We start from the raw sequence: 13009 nt of genomic DNA on the forward strand, positions 1-13009 counted from the left end.
CCCTTGGCCAGCCGCGGGCTTCCATGGGCGGACGTCGGCAGCCGTGCGCCTGCCGTCGCGTTGGGCTTCCGTTCATCCAGGCGGTGTTCTATCCGTTCTGGAACGCATCTGGAACGCAGGATCGACAGGAGCATTCGATGCGACCTCGCCGTTTCGTCGCGACCTTCGCCGGGATCACGGCGGCCGTGGTGTGGCAGTCCGGTCTCGGCCTTACGCAGGGGCAGGCGCAGGGGCAAGCGCAAACACAATCGCAAACGCAGGGTGGCGCGCCCGCGAGCCCGCCGGCCGCGAGCGCACCCGCCGCGCCGGCTCCGTCCACGTCGGCTCCGCCGAGCCCCGCTCCGTCGAGTCCCGCTCCGTCGAGCCCGGCGCCCGCGGCATCCGCCCCGGCGGCACCCGCCGGCCAGGCCGGCGACGTGTTCGGCGAGGACGTCACCCTGCAGGCCAGGACGATCGTCCAGGTCACCGGCAAGGCGAGCTGGGACCGCGCCTTCGAGGCGATCCAGGACGCGCTCAAGACCGTCTCGGCCTATCTGCAGAAACAGAACGTGACGCCCTCCGGTCCGGCGACCACCATCTACACCTCCACCGACGACAACGGCTTCACGTTCCGGGCCGGCTATCCGGTGGCGCAGGCGCCGAGCCCGGCGCCGACCGGCGACCTCGCGGTCGGCCAGACCCCGGCCGGCAAGGCGCTGAAATACGTCCACCGCGGCTCCTACGACTCGATGGACGCGACCTACGAGGCGATCACCAACCAGCTCGACGACAAGAACCTCGACGCCCAGGACCAGTTCGTCGAGGTCTACGTCACCGACCCGCTGACGACGCCGGAGGACAAGCTGGTGATCGAGGTGTTCGTGCCGCTGCGGTGAGGATCGTCCAGTCATTCCGGGGCGCGAGCCGAAGGCTCGCGAACCCGGAATCCAGCCCCGGATGCGGAGCTCGCCGCTGGATTCCGGGTTCGCGCGTTCCGCGCGCCCCGGGATGACCGAGCCTCAAATCTCCCACGCCTCGCCGGGCGCCAGAACCCTGAACCGCTCGTCCGGGATTTTCGCGGCCGCGCAGGCCGCGCGAAGATCCTTCACGGGAGCGTCGATCGCCTCGTCGGTCAGCTGGAAGGTGCCGTGGTGGTGGGCGAGCGCCAGCTCGGCGCCGCAATCGGCGAACGCCTGCACGGCCTCGGCCGGGTTCATGTGCTGGTCGCGCATGAACCAGCGCGGCTCGTAGGCCCCGATCGGCAGGATGGCGAGCCGGAACGGCCCGTAGCGGTCGCGCGCCTCGCGGAACCGGAAGCCGTCGCCGTAGCCGGAATCGCTGACGTGGTAGAGGCGACCGGCCGGCGTGTCGACGACGAAGCCGGCCCACAGCGTCTTGTTGCGGTCGAGGAGGCCGCGCGCCGACCAGTGCCGCAGCGGCACCAGCGTCACGGCCACCTCCGCGGACAGCTCGACCCGGTCGTGCCAGTCGTAGGCCTCGGCGACGATCGCCGGGTCGTGGTCGGCCATCACGGTGTCGTTGCCGAGCGGGGTGACGATGCGCGGCCGATGCTCGGCGACGAGACGCGACAGGGTGTCGGCGTCGAGATGGTCGTAATGGCCGTGCGAGACCAGCACGGTGTCGATCGTCGGCAGGTTCTCGAACGGGATGCCGGGGGCGTTGACGCGCTTCGGTCCGGCGAAGTCGAACGGCGAGGCACGCTCCGACCACACCGGGTCGATCAGGATGTTGTGGCCGCCGGTCTGTAGAAGGAAGCTCGCATGGCCGACATAGGCGATGCGCAGCCGCGGCCCGGCCACCCGGGCGGGCGGCGTGTCGACATGCGGGCTCGGTGCCCAGTCCGGCCACTCCGCCTTGTCGCGGCGCGATCCCCACCAGCGGACGATGTCGGTGAAATTCTTCGGTGCCGCCCCGTGCGGGTCGCGGAACACCGTTCCGTCGAAATGGTCGGAGACCGGGCCTTCGTAGAACCGTGCGGCGCGGGCGCGCGCCCCGAACAGGGCGGCGGCGGCCGCCGCCAGGCCGGTCGATCCGAGCAGCAGGCCTCGACGGGTGGACGGCACGTTCCTATCTTCTCCAAGGAGGGGCCACGAACACACCGCTCGCCGGTCCCCCCAAGGATCCGACTGCGGGACGCCCGAGGGTACTTAGGCGGTCCGCCGGCCGAGACAAGACGCGGCCCGCCGCCGCGTCGCTGTGCTGCATGCATGATCTTGTCCGAAAAGCGGGTTCCACTTTTCGGGATCATGCGCAGAGCCGGGAGGTAGCAATGTCCGAATTGACGCGCGACCAGGTCGTGTCGGCGGTCCATCCGGTGGACGACGCGATCGTCGCCGAGATCATCGCGACGGGCGCGAGCGAGGCCGATCTCGCCACCGCCTGCGCCTTCGTGGCGCGGGAGTTCCGCTCCCACGAGGGGCGCGACGTGCCGGTCGGCACGATCGGCCAGGTGATCTCGATCCTGGAGCGGGTCGGCGCCCGGCCGCTGCGCGGCTCGCCGCTCGGCGAGGCCGGGTCGACCATGGAGTAGGCGCACGGAATCCGTGTCCCGGACGCGCGGGGCGCGCGCCGGGACCGAGGGCGACGCGGCAAAGCTCCCGCCGAGAGGCTCCTGGGTTCCGGCTCTGCGGCGCGCGAGCCCGGCGGCCCGCCCGCCTTGGCCGGGACACGGGCCGGTCTTCAGGGCGAAAGAACGGTACAACATCGGACGTCTGCGGCCCATTTGACTTCGCTTCGCCCGGCGGAGTAGTGTCCCGCGCTCTCGACATCTGCCGAGAACGACATCAACCGACCGGTCCCGCGAGGCCGGAGGCCAACGCCCGACAGCGCGATGCGCCCTCGGGCGCCACACGTGTTTGGGTTCGCCTCTCCGCGGGAGAGGTCCAACGGGACGGGCGGACGCATGTTCGACGGTCTTTCCGAGAAGCTCTCCGGCATCCTCGACCGGCTGACCCGGCGTGGCGCGCTCACTGCCGCCGACGTCGACGCGGCTGCGCGAGAAGTCCGCCGCGCCCTGCTCGAGGCAGACGTCGCCCTCGACGTGGTGCGCGGCTTCATCGACAAGCTGAAGGAGCGTGCCGTCGGGGTCGAGGTCATCAAGTCGGTGACGCCCGGCCAGATGGTCGTGAAGATCGTCCACGACCAGCTGATCGAGACGCTGGGCTCCACGGCCGATCCGATCGACCTGAACGCGCCCGCCCCGGTGCCGATCATGATGGTCGGCCTGCAGGGCTCGGGCAAGACGACCACGTCGGCCAAGATCGCCAAGCGCCTCTCCGACACGATGAAGCGCAAGGTGCTGATGGCCTCGCTCGATACCCGTCGGCCGGCCGCCCAGGAGCAGCTCGCCGTGCTGGGCACCCAGGTCGGCGTCGACACGCTGCCGATCGTCGCCGGCCAGACGCCGGTGCAGATCGCTCGCCGCGCGCTCGATGCGGGCCGGCTCGGCGGCTACGACGTGGTCATTCTCGACACCGCCGGCCGCACCACCCTCGACGAAGCCATGATGCTCGAGGTCGCCGAGGTGAAGCAGGCGGCGACCCCGCACGAGGTGCTGCTGGTCGCCGACGCCCTCACGGGCCAGGACGCGGTGAATCTGGCGCGATCGTTCGACGAGCGGGTCGGCCTCACCGGCATCGTGTTGACCCGCGTCGACGGCGACGGCCGCGGCGGCGCCGCGCTGTCGATGCGGGCCGTCACCGGCAAGCCGATCAAGCTGATCGGCGTCGGCGAGAAGCTCGACGCGCTGGAGGACTTCCATCCGAGCCGGATCGCCGACCGCATCCTCGGCATGGGCGACATCGTCTCGCTGGTCGAGAAGGCGGCGGCGACGATCGACGCCGAGAAGGCGCGGCGCACCGCCGAGCGGATGCGCAAGGGCCAGTTCGATCTGAACGACCTGCGCGAGCAGCTCGAGCAGATGCTCAAGATGGGCGGGCTCGGCGGCATGATGAGCATGCTGCCCGGCATCGCCAAGATGAAGAACCAGATCGCCGCAGCCAACATCGACGACAAGATCGTCAAGCATCAGATCGCCATCATCCAGTCGATGACGCCGAAGGAGCGCCGCACCCCGGATCTCCTGAAGGCCAGCCGCAAGAAGCGCATCGCGGCCGGCTCCGGCACCAAGGTCGAGGAGATCAACCGGCTGCTGAAAATGCACCGGCAGATGGCCGACATGATGAAGCAGATGGGCTCGCGCAAGCGCGGCCCGCTGGCCGGTCTCGCCAACGCGCTCGGCTTCGGCGGCGGCATGCCGAGCCAGGCCGATCTCGAGAAGCTCGCGGGCGGCCTGCCGGGCGGATTGCCGCCGGGCGGATTGCCGGGGTTCCCGGGCGCGCCGCCCGGGCTTCCGGGCGTGCCGCCCGGCCTGCCGGAGCTGTCGGGTGCCAAGGACGCCACGAAAGGCGATGCGGCCCCGGCCGGGGACGCGCCGGCGGCGAAGCCGCCGCTGCCGGGGCTCGCCGGCGGCGTGCCGCGGTTCTCCGGGCTGCCGGGTCTCGGCGGCAGGATCCAGAATTTCCCGGGCTTCGGGAAGAAGAAGTGAGGCTTGCTCGACCTCTCGGTCGGTCATGCCCGGCCTCGGGCCGGGCATCCACGATGCGGCGCTGGCCGCGAGGAAAAACGTGGATGGCCGGGACGAGCCCGGCCATGACGGGACTGTGAGCACGGCAGGTCGTGAATTTCACCCCTGGCGCATCGGACCGACCGGGCGCTGAGAACAGACGAGAAGAGAGGACCAAAAAATGTCTCTGCGAATCCGCATGGCCCGTGCCGGCACCAAGAAGCGCCCGTTCTATCACATCGTCGTCGCCGACTCGCGCAGCCCGCGTGACGGCCGCTTCATCGAGCGCATCGGCTACTTCAATCCGCGGCTGCCGAAGGAGCAGGCCGATCGTCTGAAGTTCGACCTCGACAAGGCGAAGGACTGGCTCGCCAAGGGCGCGACGCCGTCGGACCGCATCCTGCGCTTCCTCGACGAGGCCGGCATCCAGAAGCGCGAGCCGCGCAACAATCCCGAGAAGGCGATCCCGCGCAAGGAGCGCAAGGCGATGGCCGAGGCCAAGGCCAAGGCCGGCAAGTAAGCGGGGCGTGAGCCTTCGGGCTTCAACCGGGGGATTTCCGATGCGCAAGGGACCGAGCCGCAACCGCGTCGTCGCGGGCCTCGCGGCCATCGTCTGCGCCGCCGCCTTCGCCGGGGCCGCCGTCTCGCCCGCCGTCGCCCAGGAGCGGCGCGGCGGCACCGAGCCGACCGTCACGGTGCAGGGCCAGGGCCAGCACACGGTGAAGCCGAGCTTCGCCGTCGTCACCGTCGAGGTCGCGACCTCCGGCGACACGCTCGACAAGGCGACGGCGGCTCACGAAGGCCGCGCCGCCCGTGCCGCCGAAACCCTGCAGAAGCTCGCGTCCGACGGCGTGACGGTGAAGCGGTCCGACTTCCGCCTCGCCCGCGACGTTCCGCGGCCGAAGCAGGAGCAGCCGGGCTACCGCGCCGTCACGGCGTTCGAGCTCGAGCTCAAGCCGGTCGAGCGCGTCAACGCGCTGGTGAGCCGCATCGCGTCGTCGGGCCTGTTCGAGGTCGGGCCGATCGGCTACCGGGCCGATGACACGAATGCCGGCCTCGACGAGGCGCGCCGCAAGGCGATCGCCGATGCGCAGGCCAAGGCCGAGGTGTTCGCGGCGGCGGCCGGCATGCGGCTCGTCGGGGTCGTCGCCATCGTGGAGGGCGGCGAGCCGGGCGCGCTGCGCGCCGAGATGGCGTCGGCGCGGTCGATGCAGATCACACCGCCGGCGACGCTGACCTTCGACGCTTCCGCCACGGTGACGTGGCGGATCGGCCCGCGCTGAGATGCCGCCGCGACCGGCATCGTCCGATCGCGTCTGCGTCGCCCGTATCGGGGCGCCGCACGGCGTGCGCGGCGAGGTGCGGCTGTGGTCGTTCACGAGCGATCCGTCGGCGGTCGCGGCCTACGGGCCGCTGACGGCGGCCGACGGCCGGGTGTTCGAGATCGCCGCGCTGCGGCCCGCCAAGGACTGCTTCGTGGCGCGGCTGAAGGGCGTCGCGGATCGTGACGCCGCCGAGGCGCTGCGCAACCTCGACCTCTACGTGCCGCGTGAAACACTCGCGCCGCCCGGCGAGGACGAGTTCTATCACGCCGACCTGATCGGGCTGTTGGCCGTCGACACGGCCGGAACCGAGATGGGCACCGTGATCGCGGTGCAGAACTTCGGCGCCGGCGACATTCTGGAGATCGCGCCGAAGCGCGGCGAGACGCTGCTGGTGCCGTTCTCCAAGGCCGTCGTGCCGGTCGTCGACATCCCCGGCGGCCGGGTCGTCGTCGATCCGCCGCCCGGGCTGCTCGACGACGAGGAGGGCGTCCCTCCGCCTTCATCCTGAGGAGCCCGCGCAGCGGGCGTCTCGAAGGATGGGCGGCCACGGCGCCGGTGGCCGCATGGTTCGAGACGCGATCCTGCGGATCGCTCCTCACCATGACGGGCGAAGTGGTCGCGAGACGCGACAGACGAAACGCTGCACACGAACAGAAGCAAGAAGTCCATGTGGCGCGCCGACGTGATCACGATCTTTCCGGAGATGTTCCCGGGGCCGCTGGGCGCGAGCCTCGCCGGCAAGGCGCGGGCGAACGGCATCTGGGATCTCGCCGCGACCGATCTGCGCGACTTCGCCACCGACCGCCATCGCAGCGTCGACGACACGCCGGCCGGCGGCGGCCCCGGCATGGTCCTGCGCGCCGACGTTCTGGCCCGCGCCATCGACGCGATCGCGCCGGAGCACGATCCGCGACCGCGCCTGCTCACGAGTCCCCGGGGAAAACCGCTCACCCAGGCGCGGGTCCGAGAGCTCGCGGCCGGTCCCGGCGTCGTCATCGTCTGCGGGCGCTTCGAGGGGGTCGACGAGCGAGTCATCGCCGGTCGCAACCTGGAGGAGGTGTCGATCGGCGACTATGTCCTCTCGGGTGGCGAGCTCGCCGCCCTGGTGCTGATCGACGCTTGCGTGCGGCTGTTGCCCGGCGTGATGGGCAAGGAGGCGTCCGGCGCCGAGGAGAGCTTTTCGGACGGGCTCCTGGAGTACCCGCACTACACCCGGCCCCAGCTCTTCGAGGGCCGCGACATTCCCCCCGTCCTGGTGTCGGGCGACCACGGCCGCGTCGCGGCCTGGCGCCGGGCCGAGGCCGAGCGGATCACCCGCGAGCGGCGGCCGGATTTGTGGGCCAAGTTCCGCGAGGCCGACCTCACCCGAATGGCTGATGCCCAAGCCCCGGCCATCCCGCCAAAAAAAGCGACCGATGGATGACAAAGCCGACGACATGGCGTATAGGCACCGCCAACCCGAAGCATTCCGACCGACAGAACCGGCGCGCTTGCGCCAGACGCAGCGCTGGAGACCTCCCATGAACATCATTCAAGAGCTCGACAAAGAGCAGATCGCCAAGCTGTCCGCCGGCAAGGACATTCCGGATTTCGGCCCGGGCGACACGCTGACCGTCAACGTCAAGGTCGTCGAGGGCGACCGCTCGCGCGTCCAGGCCTACGAGGGCGTCTGCATCGGCCGCTCCGGCGCCGGCCTCCACGAGAGCTTCACGGTCCGCAAGATCTCCTACGGCGAGGGCGTCGAGCGCGTCTTCCCGCTGTATTCGCCGCTGATCGACTCGATCAAGGTGGTGCGGCGCGGCAAGGTGCGGCGCGCGAAGCTGTATTACCTGCGCTCGCGGCGCGGCAAGTCGGCCCGCATCACCGAGCGGCAGGACCGCCCGGGCGAGCGCGAGGCGGCGACGGCCGCCGAGTAAGCGCATCGCAGACGCCGCATGGCATCGCCGAAGACACGCAGGGCCGGCTCGTCCGGCCCTTTGCGTCGGTGCCGCACCGTCGCGGCCCTCTTCACGGACGGCATGCGACGCCGCGCCGGCGTCGTGGCGCTCGCGCTCGTGGCGGCCACGCCGCTCACGGCCCCGGCCGCGGCCGAGCCGGTGTGGCTCGAGGTGTCGCAGGCGGTCTCCGGCACCGATCAGCGCAGCGGCCAGGCGGTCGTCAACTTCATCCTCACCACGGCGGGCCGCGAGGCCTTCGCACGCTTCACCGCGGCCCATGTCGGCCGCCGGATCGACATCCGGGTCGACGGCAAGACCTGGCTGCGCCCGGTGATCCAGGAGGCCGTCAACGGCGGCGTCGGCCAGATCCCGGTGCCGACCGTCGAGGCCGGCCGGGTGCTCGCCCGCCGCCTCGCCAGCGAAGGCGCCCGCCTCGAGGTCGAAGCGGTGGAGTGACGTCCAAAGCCGCTCCCCGCCGCGCGGCTCATGCGTGCTTCGTCATTCCGGGGCGCGCCGAAGGCGCGAACCCGGAACGACCGCTCCCGGCGCGCGGGGAGATGGACAGGGCCGCCCCGGGGCGACCGAACACCCCAACGAGTCCACCTTGCACCTCCGAACTGCGACCCCGACATTCGTTGTGGCGCCAGTTTGGATTTGCTACAGACCACGCATGTTTTCGCCCCGCGCCGATCACCGAGCGGACGGGCCTGCCTCGCGGCCGGCGCAGGCGGCGCATGCCGCGCAGGCGCGTGCGGTGCATGCGCGCGTCGTCCTCGACGACCATGCCCGGCTGCCCTGGCGGTTCTTCGGCCGGCTGACCGCGGCCGTGCTGGCCGGCCTTCCGGGACCGGCGGCGCGCCGCGCCTGAGCGCGCCGCGACCCCGCTCCGCCGTCCACCGTCCTTTTGATTTTCCGCATCACATAAGAACCGCGAGACGCCTGCGATGAAGCCGCGCACCCTCTACGACAAGATCTGGGACGACCACGTCGTCGACGAGCAGCCCGACGGCACCTGCCTGATCTACATCGACCGCCATCTCGTCCACGAGGTGACGAGCCCGCAGGCCTTCGAGGGGCTTCGCATGGCGGGCCGCAAGGTGCGGGCACCGGAAAAGACGCTGTGCGTCGTCGACCACAACGTCCCGACCACCGACCGCTCGAAGCCCAACGAGGATCCGGAGAGCGCCGCCCAGATCGCCGCGCTGGCCGACAACGCCGCGCATTTCGGCCTCGAATACTACAACGAGTTCGACAAGCGGCAGGGCATCGTCCACGTCATCGGCCCGGAGCAGGGCTTCACGCTGCCCGGGACCACGATCGTGTGCGGCGACAGCCACACGGCGACGCACGGTGCCTTCGGGGCGCTCGCCTACGGCATCGGCACCTCGGAGGTCGAGCACGTGCTCGCCACCCAGACGCTGATCCAGAAGAAGTCGAAGAACATGCTGGTGCGGGTGGACAACCGCCTGCCCCCCGGCGTCACCGCCAAGGACATCATCCTCGCCGTGATCGGCGAGATCGGCACGGCCGGCGGCACCGGCTACACGATCGAGTATGCGGGCGAGGCGATCCGCGACATCTCGGTCGAGGGCCGCATGACCATCTGCAACATGTCGATCGAGGGCGGTGCCCGCGCCGGCATGGTCGCCCCCGACGAGAAGACCTACGCTTGGCTGAAGGATCGTCCGAAGGCCCCGAAGGGCGCCGCCTGGGATCAGGCGCTGCGCTACTGGGAGACGCTGCGCTCCGACGACGGCGCCCATTTCGACGCGATCGTGACGCTCGACGCCGCCGACCTGCCGCCGCTCGTCACCTGGGGCACCAGTCCCGAGCAGGTGGTGGCGATCACCGGTCGCGTGCCGGTGCCGGCCGAGATCGCCGACGAGCGCAAGCGTGCCGCGGCGGAAGCCGCGCTGCGCTACATGGGCCTCGTCGGCGGCGAAAAGCTCACCGACATCGCCATCGACCGCGTGTTCATCGGCTCCTGCACCAACTCGCGCATCGAGGATCTGCGGGCCGCGGCCGCGCTGGTGAAGGACAAGACCGTCAACGCCGCCGTCAAGGCGATGGTGGTGCCGGGCTCCGGCCTCGTGAAGGAGCAGGCCGAGGCCGAAGGCCTCGACAAGATCTTCACGGCTGCCGGCTTCGAGTGGCGCGAGCCGGGCTGCTCGATGTGCCTCGCCATGAACCCGGACAAGCTGGCGCCGGGCGAGCGCTGCGCCTCGACCTCGAACCGCAACTTCGAGGGGCGTCAGGGCTACAAGGGCCGCACCCATCTGGTCTCGCCGATCATGGCGGCCGCCGCCGCGCTGGCGGGCCGCTTCGTCGACGTGCGCGAGGTGCGCTGACCGCGACGGCCGATCGGCCGTACCGGCCGATCCACCAATCGCGAGACATGACGGGGCGCCCCCTGCGGGCGCCTCGTTGCGTTTCGAGGGGAGCGGCGGCGCCCGAATCACCCGACCCGACCCGGACATTGCTGTCGTGGCGCAAAAATCCATGCTGCGTCGCACCGCCTTGGCGCCCGTGTGGTTGCTCGTCGCATCTCGCGGAGGTGGGGTATCGCCGTGCCTAGCCTGAATTGGGCATGGTAATATGATCCATCACGAAAATGTGCGCAGCCGGACATGGGAGAGGGCTAGCCCTGTGCCGTCGGAGGGGCGAAACATCAGCATCGTCAAGCGGAGACTGCTCATGGGGCACCAGGAGGACGAGCTGCTGGCTCTCGCTGCCACGCTTCGGCACGCCTTGGCCGAGCTGGCCGAGCTGCCGCCCGACGCCAAGGGCTCGGACAGCCTGGTGCGGATCGAACGCCTGACCCTGCGCTGGATCGACTCGGTCGAGAGCCTGTTGCGAACCCGCGTCACCGGCCGCCAGGCCGAGGCCCTGCGCGCCGCCCTGGTCGAGCTGCGCACCGCCTCGGCCCGCATCCGGCGGTCCACGGCCGTCGCGGGCGCGCTGGCCGAGCCGCCGGCACGCTTCGGATCGCCGCCATTCGAGCTCTGACGACTCCCACCGCGCCTTTCACCCGGCTCTTGCTGCACCGTTTCGGATGGCGGCGACCTGCGCCTGCCCCGTGTCGCTGCGTCGCGGCGCGGCTTGGTGGTTGCACGGACTGGCGCGGCGCGCGGTCCCGTGGCTCGATACCGCCACCAGCAAACCGGGAGGTCTTGCATGGAAGGCCGGTATTTCGAGCAGAAGCGGATTGCCGAAATGCTGCGGGGCGCCCTGGCCGAGATGGCCGTCCTGTGCGCCGAGCAGTCACCATCGACCGAAGCGATCGAGCATGTCGAGCGCTGGACGCTGCGCTGGATCGATCTCGTCGAGGCGATGATCTGGAACACCCCGACCGAGACGGACGTGAAAGACCTCCACGCCGCGCTCGAGAAGCTCCGCGCCATGGCGCCGGAGATGCGGGTCCGTGCCGATATGTCCCGCGTGCCCGCGCAGCTCGCGGGCGTCTGATTTTCACATCACGCCATCTCACACCACGGCTTCGATAAGGCACGGGCCGCACGCCGCCATGGCGGACGCGACCGCGTCCTCGAACGCGTCCGTCGTCTCGGCCCGGACCGCGTCGACGCCCATCCCGTGCGCGAGCCGCACCCAGTCGAGGGTCGGATCGCCGAGATCGAACATGGCTGCGGCTTTGGAGCCGGACGTCGACGCGCCGACGATGCGCAGCTCGTCCATCAGCACCTTGTAGGCGCGGTTGGCGTAGATGATCGTCACCACGTCGAGCTTTTCGCGCGCCATCGTCCACAGCGCCTGGAGCGTGTACATGGCGCTGCCGTCGGCCTGCAGCACCACGACCTTGCGGTCCGGGCAGGCGACCGCGGCGCCGGTCGCGACCGGCAGGCCGTCGCCGATCGCCCCGCCGGCGAGGCTGAGAAAGTCGTGCGGCGCCGCCGTGTCGAGCACGGCGTAATGCTGGAAGCCGCCCGTGATGCTCTCGTCGCTGACGATGGCGTTCTCGGGCAGGTGGCGGGCGACGATCCGCATCAGCGTGCCGGGATCGAGGGCGCCGGCCTGCGGACGCTCGGGAAGAGATTTCGTGTTCAGCGGCGCCGGGCCGGTCGCGCCGAGCGCCTCAGCGACGGCGACGAGCGCCGCGGCGCCGTCCTCGTGAGGATGGGCGAGGACGAGCGGCGCGCAGCCTCGCGGCGTCAGCTCGCTCGGCTGGTCCGGATAGCCGAAGAACGCCACCGGCGCCTGCGTGCCGACCAGGATCAGGGTCCGCGTGCCCGCCAGGAACGCGACCGCCGGCTCGGGCCGGTAGGGCAGGCGCTCGACCCGCACCCGGCCGGCGCCGCGTTCGAGCCGCGGCGCGAAGGTGTCGCAGACGAGCCGCGCCCCGGTCGCCGCGGCGATCCGGCCGGCGGCGGCGAGCCCGCGACCCCGCAACGCCTCGCCGCGCAGCAGCAGCGCCGCCCATCCGGCCCGCAGCGCCGCGACGGTCCGCGCCACGGCGTGGTCGGAAACCGGCGAGGGGCCGTGCACGGGCAGGCGCGGGGCGACCCCCTCGGCCGGCGACCACGCGGCGTCGGCGCCGAGGATCAGGCTCGCGATGTGGCCGGGCGCGCCGGCGGCCGCCTGCACGGCGCGGGCCGCCTCGGCCGCGACGGTGCGGGCCTCGCGACAGGTGCCGAGCCAGTGCGAGACGGTGCGGGCGAGCGCCCCGACGTCGGAGGTCAGTGGCGCGTCGTAGCGCAGATGGGTCGCGGCATGGTCGCCGATCACGTTGACGATCGGCACGCGCGCCTTGCGGGCGTTGTGCAGGTTGGCGATGCCGTTGGCAAAGCCGGGACCGAGATGCAGCAGCGTCGCAGCGGGTTTCTCCGCCATCCGCGCGTAGCCGTCGGCCGCGCCGGTGGCGACGCCCTCGAACAGGCACAGCACCCCGCGCATCGCCGGCACCGCGTCCAGCGCGGCGACGACGTGCATTTCCGAGGTGCCCGGATTGGCGAAGCAGACCGTGACGTCGCTGTCGACCAGCGTGCGGATGAGGCTTTCGGCTCCGTTCATGAGTCCCGTCGTCATAGGGCAGACACTGGGTAGGGTGGGCACTGGCCGCGCACGTCGCGAGGCGGATATGACCGTCGCGCTGGGCGGCTCGTCATTTGCTCTTTCTAGAGCGGTTTTCGGTGTGGCTGAATCGCCGGGGGATTCCCTGGGCGGGTGAG

The 13009-nt window shown here is 71.1% G+C and carries 15 protein-coding genes; 13 read left to right on the top strand and 2 right to left on the bottom strand.

What is annotated here, in order from left to right:
- Positions 1 to 137 precede the first annotated feature (137 nt).
- Positions 138 to 875, top strand: a complete 738-nt coding sequence (locus ACFSOX_RS21750; RefSeq protein WP_378479922.1) for a GyrI-like domain-containing protein — start codon at positions 138 to 140, stop codon at positions 873 to 875.
- Between the two features lie 123 nt (positions 876 to 998).
- On the opposite strand, the gene ACFSOX_RS21755 is transcribed toward ACFSOX_RS21750, so the two are convergent.
- Positions 999 to 2063 (bottom strand): MBL fold metallo-hydrolase, encoded by a 1065-nt coding sequence (locus tag ACFSOX_RS21755; protein ID WP_378479923.1) that lies wholly within the window; start codon positions 2061 to 2063, stop codon positions 999 to 1001.
- Between the two features lie 206 nt (positions 2064 to 2269).
- Between ACFSOX_RS21755 and ACFSOX_RS21760 the strand changes: the two genes are divergently transcribed.
- The 12 genes from ACFSOX_RS21760 to ACFSOX_RS21815 all read left to right on the top strand — a co-directional run bounded on the left by ACFSOX_RS21760 (position 2270) and on the right by ACFSOX_RS21815 (position 11291).
- Positions 2270 to 2530: a hypothetical protein gene (locus tag ACFSOX_RS21760; protein ID WP_378479924.1), complete on the top strand. Its 261-nt coding sequence runs from the start codon at positions 2270 to 2272 to the stop codon at positions 2528 to 2530.
- Positions 2531 to 2902: 372 nt separating this feature from the next.
- A complete protein-coding gene (gene ffh, locus ACFSOX_RS21765; RefSeq protein WP_378479925.1) occupies positions 2903 to 4546 on the top strand; it encodes a signal recognition particle protein in 1644 nt (547 codons plus the stop codon).
- 199 nt (positions 4547 to 4745) lie between these two features.
- A complete protein-coding gene (gene rpsP / locus ACFSOX_RS21770) occupies positions 4746 to 5084 on the top strand; it encodes a 30S ribosomal protein S16 (protein ID WP_378479926.1) in 339 nt (112 codons plus the stop codon).
- Between the two features lie 40 nt (positions 5085 to 5124).
- On the top strand, positions 5125 to 5847 hold the full coding sequence (locus ACFSOX_RS21775) for an SIMPL domain-containing protein (RefSeq protein WP_378479927.1): 723 nt from the start codon (positions 5125 to 5127) through the stop codon (positions 5845 to 5847).
- Between the two features lies 1 nt (position 5848).
- Positions 5849 to 6397: a ribosome maturation factor RimM gene (gene rimM, locus ACFSOX_RS21780; RefSeq protein WP_378479928.1), complete on the top strand. Its 549-nt coding sequence runs from the start codon at positions 5849 to 5851 to the stop codon at positions 6395 to 6397.
- A 159-nt stretch (positions 6398 to 6556) separates the two neighbouring features.
- Complete coding sequence (trmD, locus tag ACFSOX_RS21785; protein WP_378479929.1) at positions 6557 to 7312, top strand: tRNA (guanosine(37)-N1)-methyltransferase TrmD; 756 nt, start codon at positions 6557 to 6559, stop codon at positions 7310 to 7312.
- A gap of 97 nt (positions 7313 to 7409) precedes the next feature.
- Positions 7410 to 7805 (top strand): 50S ribosomal protein L19, encoded by a 396-nt coding sequence (gene rplS / locus ACFSOX_RS21790; protein ID WP_378479930.1) that lies wholly within the window; start codon positions 7410 to 7412, stop codon positions 7803 to 7805.
- Between the two features lie 102 nt (positions 7806 to 7907).
- Positions 7908 to 8282: a SecDF P1 head subdomain-containing protein gene (locus ACFSOX_RS21795; RefSeq protein ID WP_378479931.1), complete on the top strand. Its 375-nt coding sequence runs from the start codon at positions 7908 to 7910 to the stop codon at positions 8280 to 8282.
- A gap of 214 nt (positions 8283 to 8496) precedes the next feature.
- A complete protein-coding gene (locus ACFSOX_RS21800; RefSeq protein ID WP_378479932.1) occupies positions 8497 to 8694 on the top strand; it encodes a hypothetical protein in 198 nt (65 codons plus the stop codon).
- Positions 8695 to 8770: 76 nt separating this feature from the next.
- Positions 8771 to 10174, top strand: coding sequence for a 3-isopropylmalate dehydratase large subunit (leuC, locus tag ACFSOX_RS21805; protein WP_378479933.1), 1404 nt, complete (start codon positions 8771 to 8773; stop codon positions 10172 to 10174).
- 346 nt (positions 10175 to 10520) lie between these two features.
- Entirely contained in the window at positions 10521 to 10832 is a 312-nt protein-coding gene (locus ACFSOX_RS21810; protein ID WP_378479934.1) for a hypothetical protein, read from the top strand.
- Positions 10833 to 10961: 129 nt separating this feature from the next.
- Positions 10962 to 11291, top strand: a complete 330-nt coding sequence (locus ACFSOX_RS21815; protein WP_378479935.1) for a hypothetical protein — start codon at positions 10962 to 10964, stop codon at positions 11289 to 11291.
- A gap of 18 nt (positions 11292 to 11309) precedes the next feature.
- Here ACFSOX_RS21815 and ACFSOX_RS21820 read toward each other — a convergent pair whose 3' ends face one another.
- Positions 11310 to 12851: an acetolactate synthase large subunit gene (locus ACFSOX_RS21820; protein WP_378479936.1), complete on the bottom strand. Its 1542-nt coding sequence runs from the start codon at positions 12849 to 12851 to the stop codon at positions 11310 to 11312.
- Between the last annotated feature and the right edge of the window lie 158 nt (positions 12852 to 13009).

The sequence above is a fragment of the Rhodoplanes azumiensis genome, assembly GCF_042682915.1.
GTDB lineage: Bacteria > Pseudomonadota > Alphaproteobacteria > Rhizobiales > Xanthobacteraceae > Rhodoplanes > Rhodoplanes azumiensis.

Excerpts from the sequence above, each read along its gene's own strand:
- ACFSOX_RS21750 (WP_378479922.1), top strand. The coding sequence starts at position 138 with ATGCGACCTCGCCGTTTCGTCGCGACCTTCGCCGGGATCACGGCGGCC.
- ACFSOX_RS21760 (WP_378479924.1), top strand. The coding sequence starts at position 2,270 with ATGTCCGAATTGACGCGCGACCAGGTCGTGTCGGCGGTCCATCCGGTG.
- ffh (WP_378479925.1), top strand. The coding sequence starts at position 2,903 with ATGTTCGACGGTCTTTCCGAGAAGCTCTCCGGCATCCTCGACCGGCTG.
- rpsP (WP_378479926.1), top strand. The coding sequence starts at position 4,746 with ATGTCTCTGCGAATCCGCATGGCCCGTGCCGGCACCAAGAAGCGCCCG.
- ACFSOX_RS21775 (WP_378479927.1), top strand. The coding sequence starts at position 5,125 with ATGCGCAAGGGACCGAGCCGCAACCGCGTCGTCGCGGGCCTCGCGGCC.
- rimM (WP_378479928.1), top strand. The coding sequence starts at position 5,849 with ATGCCGCCGCGACCGGCATCGTCCGATCGCGTCTGCGTCGCCCGTATC.
- trmD (WP_378479929.1), top strand. The coding sequence starts at position 6,557 with ATGTGGCGCGCCGACGTGATCACGATCTTTCCGGAGATGTTCCCGGGG.
- rplS (WP_378479930.1), top strand. The coding sequence starts at position 7,410 with ATGAACATCATTCAAGAGCTCGACAAAGAGCAGATCGCCAAGCTGTCC.
- ACFSOX_RS21795 (WP_378479931.1), top strand. The coding sequence starts at position 7,908 with ATGCGACGCCGCGCCGGCGTCGTGGCGCTCGCGCTCGTGGCGGCCACG.
- ACFSOX_RS21800 (WP_378479932.1), top strand. The coding sequence starts at position 8,497 with ATGTTTTCGCCCCGCGCCGATCACCGAGCGGACGGGCCTGCCTCGCGG.
- leuC (WP_378479933.1), top strand. The coding sequence starts at position 8,771 with ATGAAGCCGCGCACCCTCTACGACAAGATCTGGGACGACCACGTCGTC.
- ACFSOX_RS21810 (WP_378479934.1), top strand. The coding sequence starts at position 10,521 with ATGGGGCACCAGGAGGACGAGCTGCTGGCTCTCGCTGCCACGCTTCGG.
- ACFSOX_RS21820 (WP_378479936.1), bottom strand. The coding sequence starts at position 12,851 with ATGAACGGAGCCGAAAGCCTCATCCGCACGCTGGTCGACAGCGACGTC.